Origin of the sequence: Bradyrhizobium sp. C9 (assembly GCF_002532045.1) — a bacterium.
Lineage (GTDB): Bacteria > Pseudomonadota > Alphaproteobacteria > Rhizobiales > Xanthobacteraceae > Bradyrhizobium.
The window spans coordinates 484,949-499,681 of the sequence record NZ_NWTG01000003.1; the positions used below are offsets into that span (position 1 = coordinate 484,949).

Annotated in this window: 18 protein-coding genes; 6 read left to right on the forward strand and 12 right to left on the reverse strand. The window is 65.5% G+C overall.

What is annotated here, in order from left to right:
- Nucleotides 1-132: 132 nt before the first annotated feature.
- From CO675_RS09935 to CO675_RS09965, 7 genes are all read right to left on the reverse strand, one after another.
- Nucleotides 133-1,128, reverse strand: a complete 996-nt coding sequence (locus tag CO675_RS09935; RefSeq protein WP_097671720.1) for a nitroreductase family protein — start codon at nt 1,126-1,128, stop codon at nt 133-135.
- Nucleotides 1,125-2,246, reverse strand: a complete 1,122-nt coding sequence (locus tag CO675_RS09940; protein ID WP_097671721.1) for a GNAT family N-acetyltransferase — start codon at nt 2,244-2,246, stop codon at nt 1,125-1,127. Before CO675_RS09940 ends, CO675_RS09935 begins: the two co-directional genes overlap by 4 nt.
- Nucleotides 2,243-3,442 carry a hypothetical protein gene (locus CO675_RS09945; RefSeq protein WP_097671722.1) on the reverse strand — a complete coding sequence of 400 codons (1,200 nt, stop codon included), beginning with the start codon at nt 3,440-3,442 and terminating at the stop codon, nt 2,243-2,245. The genes CO675_RS09940 and CO675_RS09945 overlap by 4 nt, the downstream gene beginning before the upstream one ends.
- Nucleotides 3,439-4,314 carry a HesA/MoeB/ThiF family protein gene (locus tag CO675_RS09950; RefSeq protein WP_097671723.1) on the reverse strand — a complete coding sequence of 292 codons (876 nt, stop codon included), beginning with the start codon at nt 4,312-4,314 and terminating at the stop codon, nt 3,439-3,441. Before CO675_RS09950 ends, CO675_RS09945 begins: the two co-directional genes overlap by 4 nt.
- A complete protein-coding gene (locus tag CO675_RS09955) occupies nt 4,311-5,366 on the reverse strand; it encodes a GNAT family N-acetyltransferase (protein WP_198964554.1) in 1,056 nt (351 codons plus the stop codon). The genes CO675_RS09950 and CO675_RS09955 overlap by 4 nt, the downstream gene beginning before the upstream one ends.
- A 168-nt stretch (nt 5,367-5,534) precedes the next feature.
- A complete protein-coding gene (locus CO675_RS09960) occupies nt 5,535-5,810 on the reverse strand; it encodes a YiaA/YiaB family inner membrane protein (RefSeq protein ID WP_097671724.1) in 276 nt (91 codons plus the stop codon).
- A gap of 70 nt (nt 5,811-5,880) precedes the next feature.
- Complete coding sequence (locus CO675_RS09965; protein WP_097671725.1) at nt 5,881-6,576, reverse strand: PspA/IM30 family protein; 696 nt, start codon at nt 6,574-6,576, stop codon at nt 5,881-5,883.
- Between the two features lie 112 nt (nt 6,577-6,688).
- Between CO675_RS09965 and CO675_RS09970 the strand changes: the two genes are divergently transcribed.
- The 5 genes from CO675_RS09970 (at nt 6,689) to CO675_RS09985 (ending at nt 9,638) form a co-directional block, all read left to right on the forward strand.
- Nucleotides 6,689-7,297 carry a TetR/AcrR family transcriptional regulator gene (locus CO675_RS09970; RefSeq protein ID WP_097671726.1) on the forward strand — a complete coding sequence of 203 codons (609 nt, stop codon included), beginning with the start codon at nt 6,689-6,691 and terminating at the stop codon, nt 7,295-7,297.
- Between the two features lie 242 nt (nt 7,298-7,539).
- Nucleotides 7,540-7,749 carry a cold-shock protein gene (locus tag CO675_RS09975; RefSeq protein WP_097671727.1) on the forward strand — a complete coding sequence of 70 codons (210 nt, stop codon included), beginning with the start codon at nt 7,540-7,542 and terminating at the stop codon, nt 7,747-7,749.
- Nucleotides 7,750-7,981: 232 nt separating this feature from the next.
- The gene (locus CO675_RS09980; protein ID WP_097671841.1) at nt 7,982-9,100 is read left to right on the forward strand and encodes an acyl-CoA desaturase; all 1,119 of its coding nucleotides are present in this window, start codon (nt 7,982-7,984) and stop codon (nt 9,098-9,100) included.
- A gap of 34 nt (nt 9,101-9,134) precedes the next feature.
- On the forward strand, nt 9,135-9,311 hold the full coding sequence (locus tag CO675_RS40450; RefSeq protein WP_158231206.1) for a hypothetical protein: 177 nt from the start codon (nt 9,135-9,137) through the stop codon (nt 9,309-9,311).
- Nucleotides 9,312-9,401: 90 nt separating this feature from the next.
- Nucleotides 9,402-9,638: a hypothetical protein gene (locus CO675_RS09985; RefSeq protein WP_097671728.1), complete on the forward strand. Its 237-nt coding sequence runs from the start codon at nt 9,402-9,404 to the stop codon at nt 9,636-9,638.
- Between the two features lie 24 nt (nt 9,639-9,662).
- Here CO675_RS09985 and CO675_RS09990 read toward each other — a convergent pair whose 3' ends face one another.
- On the reverse strand, nt 9,663-10,034 hold the full coding sequence (locus CO675_RS09990; RefSeq protein WP_097671729.1) for a cupin domain-containing protein: 372 nt from the start codon (nt 10,032-10,034) through the stop codon (nt 9,663-9,665).
- Nucleotides 10,035-10,224: 190 nt separating this feature from the next.
- On the opposite strand from CO675_RS09990, the gene CO675_RS09995 reads away from it, so the two are divergent.
- Complete coding sequence (locus CO675_RS09995) at nt 10,225-10,623, forward strand: hypothetical protein (RefSeq protein WP_245452696.1); 399 nt, start codon at nt 10,225-10,227, stop codon at nt 10,621-10,623.
- A gap of 184 nt (nt 10,624-10,807) precedes the next feature.
- On the opposite strand, the gene CO675_RS10000 is transcribed toward CO675_RS09995, so the two are convergent.
- The 4 genes from CO675_RS10000 to CO675_RS10015 form a co-directional block, all read right to left on the reverse strand.
- Nucleotides 10,808-11,632, reverse strand: a complete 825-nt coding sequence (locus CO675_RS10000) for an amino acid kinase family protein (RefSeq protein WP_097671730.1) — start codon at nt 11,630-11,632, stop codon at nt 10,808-10,810.
- A 14-nt stretch (nt 11,633-11,646) separates the two neighbouring features.
- Entirely contained in the window at nt 11,647-12,459 is an 813-nt protein-coding gene (locus CO675_RS10005; RefSeq protein WP_097671731.1) for an amino acid kinase family protein, read from the reverse strand.
- Nucleotides 12,460-12,639: 180 nt separating this feature from the next.
- Nucleotides 12,640-13,950 carry an ATP-binding protein gene (locus CO675_RS10010; RefSeq protein ID WP_158231207.1) on the reverse strand — a complete coding sequence of 437 codons (1,311 nt, stop codon included), beginning with the start codon at nt 13,948-13,950 and terminating at the stop codon, nt 12,640-12,642.
- Complete coding sequence (locus CO675_RS10015) at nt 13,947-14,609, reverse strand: response regulator transcription factor (RefSeq protein WP_097671843.1); 663 nt, start codon at nt 14,607-14,609, stop codon at nt 13,947-13,949. Before CO675_RS10015 ends, CO675_RS10010 begins: the two co-directional genes overlap by 4 nt.
- Between the last annotated feature and the right edge of the window lie 124 nt (nt 14,610-14,733).

Sequence of the window (14,733 nt, forward strand, 5' to 3'; positions counted from 1 at the left end):
GGGCGGCGTCATAGCACGACCCCGTGAAGCTTTGACAGCAGATATCGAGCTCTATTTGTGAGTATATCCTAGAGCGTTTTCGAGCGCAGTGGATACCGGTCCACGTGAAGAAAACGCGTCAATACAAAAAATCTACACGATGAGCCGATCGATCGGCAGCCGGAAATGCCGCGGTTTCAGCGGTTTTGCGGGCCGGCCGATGCGGAACACGTTGACGAGGCGCAGATCGGTGCCGATCCTGCCGAGCTTGCGCAGCCGGTCGTTGAAATCGGGGTGATCGGCCATCGCCGAGATCGGGCATGCCACCAACCCGGCGCGATCGATCTCCAGCCAGCTGCGGTAGAAATGCCGCCCCGTCGTGAGTGGATCCTCACCGACCGGACGGCAGAACAGGACGATCGCCGCAGCCGAAGCGGTCTTGGCACGGTCTGACAGCAGCGATGCGGCGAAGCCGAGACGATCGAGCGGCCTGAACAGGCTGCCCAGCACGAAGCGGGCGGCGGTGGCCTCGACCGCATTCATGGCAAGCGCATCGCGATTGAGACCATCCAGCAGATATTGCGGATGGTCGCCCGACAACCGCATCCATTCGAGCAGTTCGGCCCGATAGTCGTCGCCGCGCACGAAGGAGAACTCGGCCTGGTCGGCCCACCCTGCGATATCGGCAATCGCCCGGCGATCCCCGATGCAGACCAGATCGTCACGCGCGACGGCGAGCTGCACCAGCGGCGCGGGCTCATCGGGCGACGCCGCAAATTTGCCGCGCCACGACATCCGGTGCGTCACATGGCCGGCCAACGGATCGGGCGCGACGCCTTGCCTGATCGCAAAGCTGCAGAGCGCGGTAAATTGCGACGACAGCGGCTGTTCGATCGTGGTCATCGCCGTGATCGCCAGGCCGCGGCGGTTGAGCGCAAGACTCATGCCCTCCAGCGCCGCGCCGTGCGACACCAACACGTCGTGTCCGGCGGGATCGGCGACCGGCGCGCGGACCGAGGTGTCGTCGACCAGCGCCAGCCGCCCGCCATCGAGCAGGCGCCAGCGGGTCGGTTGGATATTGTGGATGCTCGGCGCCAGCCGCGCCTCGGCGACCAGCTCGCGCAGCAAATCCGGCGTCAGCTCGCTCATGCTGCGGACAGCCGCTTGGTGAACAGGTGCAGCCGGTGCAGCGGCGTGGCGCCGGCCTTCTCGACCTGGCGCAGCGACGGCGCGTTGATGTCAGCGATCCAGGTGCCGCCGAGCGTGCGGTAGCCGGCCTCCTGCAACGCCAGCGCGGTGCGGTAGAGCATGGCGCCGTTGAGGCCGCGATTGTGCAGGTCGCGGCAGACCGACTGATAGATCAGCACGGCGCGGGTGTTCAACATGCGGTGCTGCACGAATTTGAACGGCGCAGTGAACCCGATCCGGCCGCCGATCGCCTTGATCAGCGGGTTGAGATCCGGGATCGCGGTGATCGCGCCGGCGGGCCGGCCGCGGTGATAGACCACGGTGGAAATCCGCTTGTCGATGATCCACATCATGTCGCCGGCCTGGAACAGATATTCGGCCGCTGTGGGCGGCACGAACATCGGATTGTCGGCAAAGCCGTCGTTGAGGATCAACCGCGCATCCTCCAGCCGAACCCTGAAGGCGGAGCGCTTGATCGGCTGCCAGACAAAATCCGGATCGGCCAGCACCGCGCGCTGCTTGTCGCCGAGCAGCTGCTCCGGCTTGCCGCCGTCGAGCGCGATCTCGAACGTCGTCATCGGGAAGGTCGCCGCATAGCCGGCGCGCTCGAGGTGCCGCGCGATATGCGGCGGCGACCACATCATGTCGGTGAACGGCGCATGATCGAACCCGTCGGTCATCACGCCGATCTGTTGCATCGCCGTGAGATTGAAATTGCCGGCGATCCGGGTCATGCCGCGCGCGGACAGCCACTGCTCGGCGGTGCGCAGCAGCCCATCGGCCACTTCGACGTCGTCGATACAGTCGAAGAAACCGAACGCGCCGTGCCGCGTACCGTGCTTGCGGTTGGAGGCGTCGTGGATCGAGGCGGCGATGCGGCCGACCGCGCGGCCGCCGCGATGCGCGGAGAACAGCGCATAGCGGCCGTGGCCTTCGGTGACGAACGGATTCTTCGCGACATCGAACATCCGGTCGAAATCGCTCCACAGCGGCGGCACGTAGAGGCTGTCGGGCCCATAAGCGTTGAGCACGGCGTCGAACGCCGCTTTGCGGTCGCCCTCCCGGATCTCCAGCGTCATTTGGCCTCCGGGGTCAGCGCCAAGAGCCGCCGCACCAGCGCCAGCGCGGTTTCGGTGGCGGGATCAGCCGCGGTGACGGGCACCGCGAGCACGATCAGGTCGAGTGGATCATGCGCGAGCACGATGACATGGGAGGCGTTGTTGGCAGTCATCAGCGAGACCATGCGCTCGGCGGCAGGGTTGGTCGGCGCCAGTCCCCACGGCGCCTCGGAGCGGCGCAGCACGCGCCTTGCCGACAGGAAGTCGTGCAGCAACGGCGGATCGTAGGGTCCAAGCTCGTCTTCGCGAAAACGCCGCGCGCTTTCGAAGATCGGATGCCGCGCGAGCTCGGCGATCAACTGCTCCCGCGTCTGCGCCGGCGACGCCGCGACCGAGTTGAGTACGCCGGGCTCCTGCGATTCGAACAGCGCCCGCAGCGCGTCCGTCATCAGGCCGATGGTCAGCACGCCGGCGATCGCGACCGCGACGAACCGGACCATCTGCGCGGCATCGACGTCGGGTGCCATGAAGGCGGCGGCGAGCCCGAGTAGGCCCGAGGAGATCAGCCGCAGCGCCATCATCGCGAGCCCATGGCGGCGCGTCTCGGCGCCGCCGCCGGCGATCAGCATCACGGTCACCGTGAGCAGCGCCCCCAGCGCGCCGAGCCGGACCGGAATGTCCGGGAATAACGTGCGAAAGTCGGTCAGGATGAACGGGATCACCACCAGCGCTCCGACCGCCATGCGGCCGATGCTGCGGTTTTCCGAAGCCATCAGCGAGGCGCGGTCGCGCGTCGCCAGCAGCAGCGCGCAGGTGGCGAAGCCCAGGAGCTGGAACAGCGCCAGCATGATCGCATAGGGCATCACCAGGCGTTGCAGCCCGAAGGTGCCGCCGAGGCCGAGCAGGATGCCGCCTGCAAGCGCCGCGATCTTGACCGCGCGTGGCGCGTGGCGGCGCAGGATGCCTTCGGTGACGATCAGCGCACCGAGCGGGATCAGCGCGGCCGGGATCACCGAGAGACGATCGAGCAGCCAGCTTCCGCTCCACCATGCCAGGCCACGATCGAGGAACAGGGTCGCGATCACGCCGAGCGCGAGCAGCAGGCGGCGCGTCAATGGGCTCCTTGGATCGCGCCGGTAGAACGTCATCATCGCCACCGCGACGCCGATGGCGCCGCAGAGATTGACGATGGAATCGGCGATCACCCCCGAGGTCATGCGACGCCCGTCAATTGATCGATCGCCCGCCGCACCAGCGGGCGCATCAGGGCGGCGATCAGCGCATTGCGCGGCTTCTCGATCGCCGGCCGATGTGGGTTGAGGAACCAGCCGCGGCAATCGGTGCCGGAGGTGCGGCCGAGGATCAGCGCGACCGCCTCATAGGCCATCAGCATGCCGGTCGAGATCACCATCGGCGCGAACGACATCCGGCTGCGGCGGCCGGCCGCGACTTCACCGGCGATCGCGAGGTCGACATAGTTGCGCGAGGAGGAATGCAGCATGACGTGCTCGATCTCGGCACGCATCGCGGCGCGGCGATCGTCCTCGCTGATCTCAGTCCAGTCCTTGGCCAGGGTCGGGAAGCCGAGGCGCTCCTCCGGCCGCGGATCGTGCGGGCGCACCACGATCACCGACGGCAACGGCGACATATAGGCGTCGATCACGGTTGCGTCCGCGCGCTTTGCGGTCCGGTACAGATGCACGCCGGCGGCGATATCGTCCATGCCGTTGACGATGACCGGGCAGCGTTCGGCAATGCCCGCGAGCTCGCTGGTCCAGTTCTCGCCGAGCACCTCGACCTCGATGGTCGGGTTGATGCGTCTGGCGGCTTCGGCGGCGACCGCGGCCTTCTCACGGCCGACCTCGTCGGCGAAGGCGAACACCTGGCGATTGAGGTTGGAGACCTCGAAGCGATCGATGTCGGCGATCACGAACTTGCCGACGCCGGCACGCGCCAGCGCCATGAAGGCCGCGCCGCCCATGCCGCCGACGCCGCAGACGAACACCCGCGCCCGGCGCAGCAGCTGCTGCTCATGCTCGTCGATGAAGCCGATGTTGCGGCCGGTGAACGAGTAGTAATCGAAATTCATCGCGCGGTCCCGCTCTCCTGCTGGCGTGGCCGCAAGGTGCCGAAGGCGCGGCTGTCGTCCATCCAGTAGACCACCGGCAGCACCAGCCGCTGCAACGCCAGCATCGCGGACGCCGCGAGCAGCGCCGGCAGCGAGCCCGAGGGCACCTCGCTCATCAGATAGCGACGCGCGCCGGCAAGATCGACGCGGCCGATCTGCAACACGTCATCGCCGCGGCCGTAATCCAGCTCGCGCTCGCAAAATTCGTTGTAAACGGCATCGCGATGCTTCGGTGCAATCTCGAAAGTCTTCTTCAGCGCATCCGAGCCGCCGGTATAGGCATTGGTGATGACCGAGCGCGCCTCGTCGAATCCGGCCTCCTCGCCGACGCCGAACACCGCGCGGTGCTTTGCCATGATGCCGCGCGCCAGCTGCAGATGCGCAAAGCTCTGCCGCGCCCCCGGCAGCGGCGACGGGAACACGTCCGAGAAAGTGTCGCTGACCATGCCGACCACCGCCGGCACCTGGGTGACGTTGGAAATCCATTTCGGCCGCAGCCCATCGCGGGCAAACAGCACCAGCGCAGTCAGGCCGTAAAGCACCCAGGACAGCCCCTGCCCGCGCACATCGGGATCGACCATGACGAGGCCAAGGTGGGTGACTTCAGCGGGCTCGCCGTCGAGCGGCACGTCCATCACCGACAGCGCATTGAAGGCGATCGGCCGTCCGCTGTCTTCCTCGGAGATCAAGGTGACAACGGCGCGCGACAGTCGCTCCGGCTCGCCGGAGAAGATGCCGTAGGTCAGGCTCTCCTCGGGCAGCGTCTTGGCGGCAACGATGCGGAGCTGTTCGACCAGCGCGTCGAGCTCGTCCTTCGGCAGCGACAGGCCGGGCGCCTCGACGATGCGCGTGCGCTGGCCGGCCTGGGTCCGCAGGGTGAGATCGATGGTCGGTTGCGACAGCGCCTTCAGCCAGAAGCCGCCATGGCTGCGCAGGCCGTCTAAGGCCGCGCGCGCCTTCGCCAAGCTCCTGCTGCCGCGCGAAGCGGGCGTGCGATTGTCGGTGGACGCCATTTCTCTGTCCCTCGGGCGCGATCTCTGCACTTTGGCCTGTTAAAGAGCCATGAGTGCAACCTGGCGCTGTTTGCCGCAGGGTAAACAAGGCCTTCCGGAAACGGAACAAAGTTGCTGCGAACGACAAAACGGCGGGTGCAAAACACCCGCCGCTTCGTCTGGCTCGGCTCACCCCGCCTTGGACACTTCCATCAGCAGGCGCTCGGCCTTGGCGTCCTCGATGCGGTTCACGAACTTGCCGCTCTCGTAATTGTCGCGCACCGTCTTGGTCAGCGTGATGCAGGTCTGGACCAGCATCACGATGCCCATCGTCAGATAGCCCTGCATCCAGATGCTGATCGGCAGGAAGAACACGCCGACCGCGACGAGGAAGGCGGAGGCTGCGAAGGACGCGTAGGTAAAGGCAACCCAGCTGCCGCTGTGGGGTTGGATGGTCTGGTTCATGGTCGTCTCCTTGATGATACGTGATTTGAAGTTGGCATGGTTTCAGGCTCGAGGTTTCAGGCTTGCGTTCTCAGGCGGCGGGCGGGCGCTTGGCTCTCAAGCGCGCCAGCACGTCGTCGGCGGTCGATTTCATCCGCGGGCCGAAGCCCTGCTCGGCGAGCTTCTCGGCGGTGGCTGATGGACCCGAGGCGGTGTCGATCTCGAACAGCGCGTCGTCCGCCGCCTGGATCTCCATCTGCCGCTCGCGCAGCCGCTTCAGCGTCGCTTCCGCTTCCGGCAGCGTCGACTCGTAAGGCCGCGCCGCCTCGATGCCGCTTCGGCGCAACGAACGCACCGCTTCCGAGGCGCGGGCGAGGCGCCGGCCGCGATCGAGCTCGGCAATGCGCGCCTCGGCGTTGGCGACGTGACGCTTCAGGCGGGTGATCTCGGTGGCGAACAGCGTGCGCGCGGTCATCGCGGCGTCGCGTTCGGCTTCGAGGTTGGCGATCGCCTGCGCGGCTTCGCGGGCGAGGTCCTCGCGGCCGCCCTCGAGCGCCGCCGACGCCCGCACCTCGAGATCGGCGATCCGGGCATTGGTCGCCTCGAGCCGCCGGCCCTCCTGGGCGTCGCCGGCAATGGCGAGCGCCAGGGTCCGCTTCGAGCGGTCGACCGCGGCGGCGGCATCGCGCATCTGCTGGTCGAGGACGACCAGCGCGGTCCGATCTTGCAGTTCCTCCTCGGCTGCCGCCACGCTGCCGCGGAAAATCGTCAAAACAGTTTTGAACATTTGGTCGCTCCCTGATATGAGCATCGCTCATGAATCTCTTGTACCACATAATGAGCGATGCTCAAGAATTATTTGAGCGTCGCTCACGCATCTGGTTAACGACGGGTGAAACATGTCCAAAGCATTGGAACGACGAGCGAAACTGCGCGAAGCGCTGATCGAGGCGGCGGAACGGGCAATTGCGGCAAAAGGTCTCGGCGGCCTGAAAACCCGCGAACTGGCCCAGGAAATCGGGGTCGCCAACGGCGGCGTCTACAATCTGGTCGAGGATGTCGACGAGCTGATCCTGCGCGTCGGCTCCCGCACCCTGGCCCGGCTCGATGCTTCGCTGTCGCTGGCCGAGATCCGCGGCGCCGCTGCGCCGCGCGAGATGCTGGTGCGGATCGCGGTCGCCTATTGCGACTTCGCCGCGGACAATCTCGAACTGTGGCGCGCGCTGTTCGAGCATCGCATGCAGCCCGGCAAGCCGGTGCCGGAATGGGCGATCACCGAGCAGATGGAGCTGTTCCGCCACATCTATAAGCCCCTCGCCGCACTGTTTCCGCAGCGTTCGCCGGCACAGCTCGGCGTCACCGCGCGCAGCCTGTTCTCCGCCGTCCACGGCATGGTCGCGCTCGGGCTGGAGCACAAGCTGATCGCGGTGCCGATCGGCGCGCTGCGCAGCGAGATCTCGACCCTGACGCGCGCGATGGTCGACGGCCTGACGGCGAAGAAGGATTAGCGCAGGGCCCGTAATCGCACGGTGTCCCCGCCGTGCGGCGGTCAGGCGGAGAAAGGGGGAAGGCCACTTGCGGAATGATCGAACAGTAGTTAACTACCTCGGATCGAGTTTCGGCCGAACGACTTGGCCTCGCCGCTGACAGCGTGCCTGACTGACGACCCTCACCCCCTGAACTTCGAATCCGCCTGCTGTGCCCTCGGGTGCGGCTCCAAACACGCATCTGTACTAAAGGACGACGTTCCATGAGCATGGGAACTGTGAAGTGGTTTAACGGCCAGAAGGGTTTCGGCTTCATTCAGCCGGACGACGGCGGCCAGGACGTTTTCGTTCATATCAGCGCCGTCGAACGCGCCGGCATGAGCTCCCTCAACGAGGGTCAGAAGGTGTCTTTTGAAATCGTTGCAGACCGCCGGACCGGCAAATCTGCTGCGGACAATCTGCGCGCGGTGTAAGCTGCGGCAATTAGCCATGCTGCTTTGACCACGGATGAACTGGCAAAGCCTCTGGTTACGCGACCCCGCGACTGGTCACCCGGCCGCGGGGTTTTCTGTATCAACACCGCGCGCGATGCCCGCCAGGATCCGGACTTGAACCGTCTGCCGGCGAAGCGGCCTGCGCATCGAAGCAGCTGAGGTCGCGAGCGTGCCCACCAAGATCGATCCGGCTCCGCAGCACGACGACATCATGTACCCGCAGGTGCTCCCGTTCGTGCTGGTCCATGTCGGGTGTCTGGCGGCGATCTGGTCGGGCGTCTCATGGCCGGCGATTGCAATCTGCGTCGCGCTGTATTGGCTGCGCATGTTTGCGATCACGGCCGGGTATCATCGCTACTTCTCGCATCGGGCTTATTCGACCAGTCGGGCGTTTCAATTCATCCTCGCATTCCTGGCCCAGAGCAGCGCCCAGAAGAGCGTCATGTGGTGGGCTGCGAAACATCGGCATCACCATCTTCATTCGGATACCGAGCAGGATGTGCATTCACCCCGGCACAAAGGCTTCGTCTACAGTCACCTCGGCTGGATCTTCTATCGACAGCACGATGCGACCGATCTGACGAAGGTTGCGGATTTTGCCGCGTATCCGGAGTTGATGTGGCTGCACAAATTCGAGATTGTGCCGGCGGTCGCGGTCGCAGTTCTGTGCTTCCTCGTTGCCGGATGGCCGGGACTGCTGGCCGGCTTCTTCTGGAGCACCGTGCTGCTCTATCACGCGACGTTCTGCATCAACTCGCTCGCACATGTTCACGGACGCAAGCGGTACGTGACGGGCGATGACTCCCGCAACAATTGGCTGCTGGCGCTGGTTACGATGGGTGAGGGTTGGCACAACAATCATCACGCCTACCAAAGCAGTGCGCGGCAAGGCTTCCGCTGGTGGGAGATCGATGCGACCTATTACATCCTGGTGGCGTTGTCCTGGCTCGGTATCGTCTGGGATCTCAAGGCACCGCCCGCCCAGGTTCTCCGCAACGAGCAGCGCCTCGGATCGCGCGTGATCAAGCGGACGGCCGAACAGCTCGCCGGCCGTTTCAATCCCGAATACATCGCGCAGGCGATCAAATCGTCAGTCCATGAAACCGGAATGTCGGTGCGGGACGCGCTTTTTCTGTTGCAGCACCGCGCCGACCTGCATCTGCCCAGCATGCCGACCCGTGAACAGCTGTTCGCCGAAGCCCAGGCCATGTTCGCCAAGACACCATCGTTGGACGACATCGTCGACCGTGCACATGAGCTGCTGGTGGAATCGGTCTGCTTCCTTCTCGCCGTTCCGCCGCCGGTGGCCGGCGCAAGTCCGAAAGCTTGAGAGAGCGGTAGCATTTTGCCTTGGGTATCCCCATATGATGGGGATGACCAACTGGCAAAAACCGGGCAAGCGCGAAGCACCCAAGACCAAGGCCGAATTACGCGAAATGCTGACCGAGGCCGTGCGTAACACGCCGAGCCCGGACCAGACGTCGAAGCCGCGCCCGGCAAAAGCCAAAAAGGCTGCGCCCGGGGCCGCCGACGTCGATTAAGCCTCGCGCGCTGGGCGACCGGATCGCCCGGCTCTCGATGCGACCGAATTCCATTCGCGACGAGCGCGAGAATCCTCGTTAAGGAGCAGCATGCGCAAGTGTCCCAAGCCGACCGAACAAGAGATCAATGAGGGACCCCAAGCGGTGTCGTTTCAGATCGCGAACGGAAACGCGCGGCAGGACTGCACCCTGCAAACCACGTTCCCGACCAACATGCAGGCGCACAAATATCTGCTCGCGAATTGGCCGGCCATTGAAAAGAGGGCACGCGATGCCCTCACGGCGGGGACCATTGAGGGCGGCCGGATCAGGCTCGTGATGATCTGAACAGCCCACGGAAACACCCGAGCCTCACGGCTCCATCGTGTAGTCGCGCCCGGGTTCGAGCGCGTAGATCGTCAGAAAGCGCAACGGCCGTTCCGGGTCGCAATTGCGAAACAGCGTGTGCGGAACATCGGGGCGATCCTGCAAGGTCTCGCCTGCCCGATATTGCCGCGGCGCCTCGTCGCCATAGGCGGACTCGGCAACACCTTCGACGATGAAGATCACGCCGCCGACCGGATGGCGGTGCAGCGGAGCAACCCCGCCGGGCGGGTAAGTCACCTCGGCAACGACAAGCTCGCGCTGATCGCCGGGCAGCGCAAGTCGCTCGAGGGTCTTGCGCGTGACACCGGCAAAGCCGGCTTGCTGAGCGTTGGCCTGGCCGTTGTTACTTTCAGCCATTGGAACCCTTTCTCATCTCGCGAACGATTGTGTTCTGATTACATCGCAGAGCGATGACTATGGAAGCGCAACGACGCAACAAGGTGCGCGGCCATTTCAATCCGTGCAACACATCTGAACCGAAGTCCTTGCCACCCCTGCTCCGGCGTTGCAGGATTCCACCGCCGAAACCTTCAGCAGTGGGCCTTGCATGAGAACGAGCATCGTTACGACGCGATTGTCGGGATTAGCCGCCCTGGCGCTCATCCTTGCGGCATCAAGTGTCACGCCGGCGTCGGCGGCGCAGGCCGTGCCGGAATGCTCGATGTCGGTGACATTGGCGGATTGGGGCGAGAATTCGACCGGCGATATCGACCTCGCAGCAGGCGAAAGCTGCCAGATCCCGATCGGGATCCGCGGCACGGTGACGGACTCGTCGATCTCGCAAAAGCCGACCTATGGCAAACTGAAGAAGATCAACGCATCGACCTTCGAGTACAGGGCGAAGGCCAAATACAAGGGCAACGATACGTTTGCCATCAAGGCGACAGGTCAGGGACCGAAGGCCTCCGGCACCTCGGTCATTACCTTGCACGCCACGATCAAGTGATCGCAATGTAGATGTGCTCCCTCGCCCCGTTCTTACGGGGAGAGGGTTGGGGTGAGGGGCCATCTCCGCGCGTACGGTGATAGCTGGGTCCGTGGAGACTCCCCCTCACCCGGAATGCATCTATCGATGCATTCCGACCTCTCCCCGCGCGCGGGGCGAGGCAAAGCGGAGTCGGCGGCGCAATTTACGCCGGCCGCGCGCCGGTGCGGACGATCGATCCGACGTGCTGGCCCCGCAGCGCCGCGGTGAGCCGGCCGGGAACCAGGCCGTTCACGACCTGCACGCGTTCGATGTGCCGTGCGTTCGCCATCACCTCGAGCAGCGCGGGATCGAACGGCAGCGTGCCCTTCAGCTTGGCGAGATCGGCGAAGCTGGTCTCGCGCAGCAGCTGCGCCTTCTTGCCGTCGGGACCATTCGGATCGTCGCTGTACACGCCGTCGACGTCCTCGACGATGGTGAGGCCGGCGGCGCCGAGCGCATCGGCGATCAGGAACGCACCGGTGTCGGCGCGGTGCAACGGGATGCGCGAGACCGGGAATTCATGATGGTGATACGGCGGGAAGGCGCTGCCCACCACCGCGCGGGCCGCGGAGAGATGGATCGCGAGTTGGCTCGCGATGGTCGGATGCTCGATATAGGACACGCCTTCCGGCGCGAGCAGGCAGCCGAGGATGTGGCCGTTCTGGCCGGCCTCGCTCGCGGCGAGCGGCGCCAGCGAGCCGACCGGCAGTCCGAGGTCGAGGCCGACGCTGTAGAGATGGCGGGCGCGGATGCCGGCGCCGGTCAGGATCAGCATGCGGTGCTCGGGCAGCAGCGCACGCAGCTCGTCGACAACAGGCAGGATCGCTTCGTGGCCGCGATCCATGATCGAGCGGCCGCCGATCTTCACCACCTGCACCCAGGGCAGCAGCGGGAGCGGGCGTCCGCCGGCGACGGGACGGGTGAGATCGCTGTCGAGCAGGGTCTGGCGCGCGAGCGGCGAAGCGACGTGCTTGATGGTGTCATCCATGGTCGTGTCCCTGCTCAGTTCGCGGTGATGATGGTGCCGACATGCTCGCCCGCGAGCGCGCGGGTGAGATTGCCGGGAACGAGGCCATTGACGACCTGCACCTGGCGGACATGACGTGCGGTGGCGAGCAGATCGAGCACCGGGAATTCGAGGATCGAATCCTGCAATCCCTTCGCCTTCATCTCGGCGACCGAGATCTTCGGAATGAAGGTGGCGCCCTTCGCGGTCTTGGGGTTCGCGGTGTAGAGGCCGTTTTCGTCCTTCACATAGATCATCGCCTTGCAGCCGAACTGTTCGGCGACCAGGAAGCATCCGGCGTCGGTGCGGTAGGGCGGGATCATGCCTTCAGGTGCAGGCCGCATCCATAGCCCGTAAGGCGGCATGCCGCTGAAGATCACCGCATTCACCTCGGCGAGATAGAGCGGCACGGCCGAAAGCCCGGCGCCGCTGACCGCGGAGATGCCATGCTTCGCCAGCAACTGGCCGAGCATCACCGCGTTCTGATCGGCAACGGAAGCGCCGAGCTGCGAGAGCACGCCGGCCGGCAGCTTGAGCCCGGCTGCGATCGAGTAGAGATGCCGGGCACGGGTGCCCGCGCCGGTTCCGATCAGCATCTTGTGCGATTTACGGGCTGCGACGATCTCGTCGACCAACGGATAGACCGCGGCGCGGCCGCGGTCGATCACGCTCTGCCCGCCGATCTTGATCACCGAGGCATCCGGCAGGATCCGAAAGTCCGACGCCGCCTCTGCCGTCGCCAAAAGCTGCGGATCGGTCAGCGACCGCTGCATCAGGAGCGCTTCAAGCTCCGCCGTCGTGTTTGCCATGAGAAACGTCCTTATCTCCAATGCGCCCGGCATTGCTTCCGTCGGCCCGCGACATCCGAACCGGTCTCCACCGGCGGCGCGCAAGGCCCGCATCCGAACTGCACTGGTAGCGATAGTCGGGGCGGGTCTCAAGATGCAATGGCGATGATGCCGCGCGTCCGGCACGCATATTGCCTGTCGCTAAGCCTCATCCGTGCTCGCCGGCAGCCTGAGGGTCACGCGCAGGCCCGAGCGCCCCGCGCCCGTCACATTTTCGAACAGAACCGAACCGGCGGCGTGATCGACGATGCGCTTCACGATCGAGAGCCCGAGCCCGGCGCCCTCTCCGCTCGGCTGACCGCCGCGGAAGAACGGCTCGCCGATCCGCGCCAGATCCTGCGGCGGAATCCCCGGTCCGGTGTCCTGGATCTGGATGACGGCCATCCCGTCCTCCCTGGCGACGGCGAGATCGACGGCCCCTCCGTTGGGTGTGAACTTGATTGCGTTCTCGACCAGGTTCCGGACCGCCGAGATCAAGGACAGCTCATCACCGTTCACCGCGACCGCCTCGACCGTCGTGAAACCGAGATCGATGTTGCGCGCTGCCGCCTCTGGCAGCAGGTCGGCGACGACGCCTTTTGCGATCTTGTCCAGCTCCACCGCTACCGTCGCGATGGACGGCGCAGCGTCCTGACGCGCCAGCGCCAGAAGTTGCTCGAGCAGATGCTTGGTGCGCCGCATGCCGCTCTTCAACGCATCGAGCCGGTCGCGCGTCTCCGCCGGCATGTCGAGGGAGGCGAGATTTTCCGCCTGCAGGCTGAGCGCGGTGACCGGCGTTCGAAGTTCATGAGCCGCGTCGGCGATGAAACGCCGCTGCTGGTCCATCATGACGCGCACCCGCTCCAGCAAGCCGTTGATCGAGCCAAGGAACGGCTGCAGCTCGCTCGGCGCGCCCGTCGCCGGAAGCGCACCGACATCATCCACTTTGCGCGCGTCGAGATCGCCGGCAAGGCGCAACATCGGCCGGAACGATCGGGCGATCACGAATGCCGTCATCAGCAAAAGGCACGGCACCAGCGCAGCGATCGGCAACAGCGTGCGCACGGCCATATCGCCCGCGATCTCGGTGCGGATCTCGGTCTGCTGCGTCACCGCGAAGCGGCTGCCGTCCGGCCGGGTCCGCAGCAGCAGGCGGACCGGCTGGCCATGATAGACATCGTTGTGCAGCCCATCCTTCAGTCCCCAAAGCCGGCGATCGTCGGCAGAGCCGCGCGGCGCCTCACCGAGCTCGACGACGGCGACCTCGGCTTCCGCGTCGACGCCGGTGACCGGGCGGCTTTGCCGGATCGGAGCGCTCAGCACGAAGCTGCCGATCTGGATCAGGACGGAGTCCTGCATCTCGATCGCTTCGCTGTAGGCCCATCGGTACGCCAGGAGTCCGCCGACGGCGCCCGTCAACAGGATGATCGCGGTGAGTCCGACGAACAGGCGTCCGCGCAGCGATCCCATCATCTCGAACGATCCACCATCCATCCGACGCCGCGTACGTTCCTGATCGCCGCGGTGCCGAGTTTTCTGCGCACGGCGTGGATCAGGAATTCGACCGCGTTGCTCTCGACCTCCTCGCGCCAGCCGTAGATCTGGCGTTCGAGCTCGGCACGGGACAGGATCGTCCCCGGCCGCGTCAGCAGCGCCTGGAGCAGGGCGAACTCGCGTGCGCTGAGCACGGCCTTCTCTTCGCAGAACGAGGCTTCCCGCGTGGCCGGATCGAGATGAAGCTCACCATTGGTCAGCACCGGCGGCGCCCCGCTGCCCTCGCGTCGCAGCACCGCGCGCATCCGCGCCAGCAACTCGGCGATCTCGAACGGCTTGACCAGGTAATCGTCGGCGCCGAGATCGAGCCCCCGGATACGATCGTTCAGCGCATCGCGTGCGGTGAGAATGATCACCGGAAGGCGCAGGGCGCGCTCCCGGATCGCCTTGAGAACGTCGAGACCATCAGTCAATGGCAGGCCGAGATCGAGCAGCGCGATGTCGTAGGTCTCGCTGCGGCTGGCTTCGATGGCGAGATCGCCGTTGCGTACCCAATCGACCGCATAGGCGGCATCCCGCAGCGCCTCGACGACGGCGGCGCCGATCATCCTGTCGTCCTCCACCACGAGCACCCGCATCGCCTGCAATCCATCCCGATCCGCAATACGCCCCAGTGAATCTGCGTCGCACCGATCAGCCGGCGACGCTGCCGCGATCATATCAGCTTCGACTTAGCCGCGGCTTAGGGGCTTTCGGCGCCCA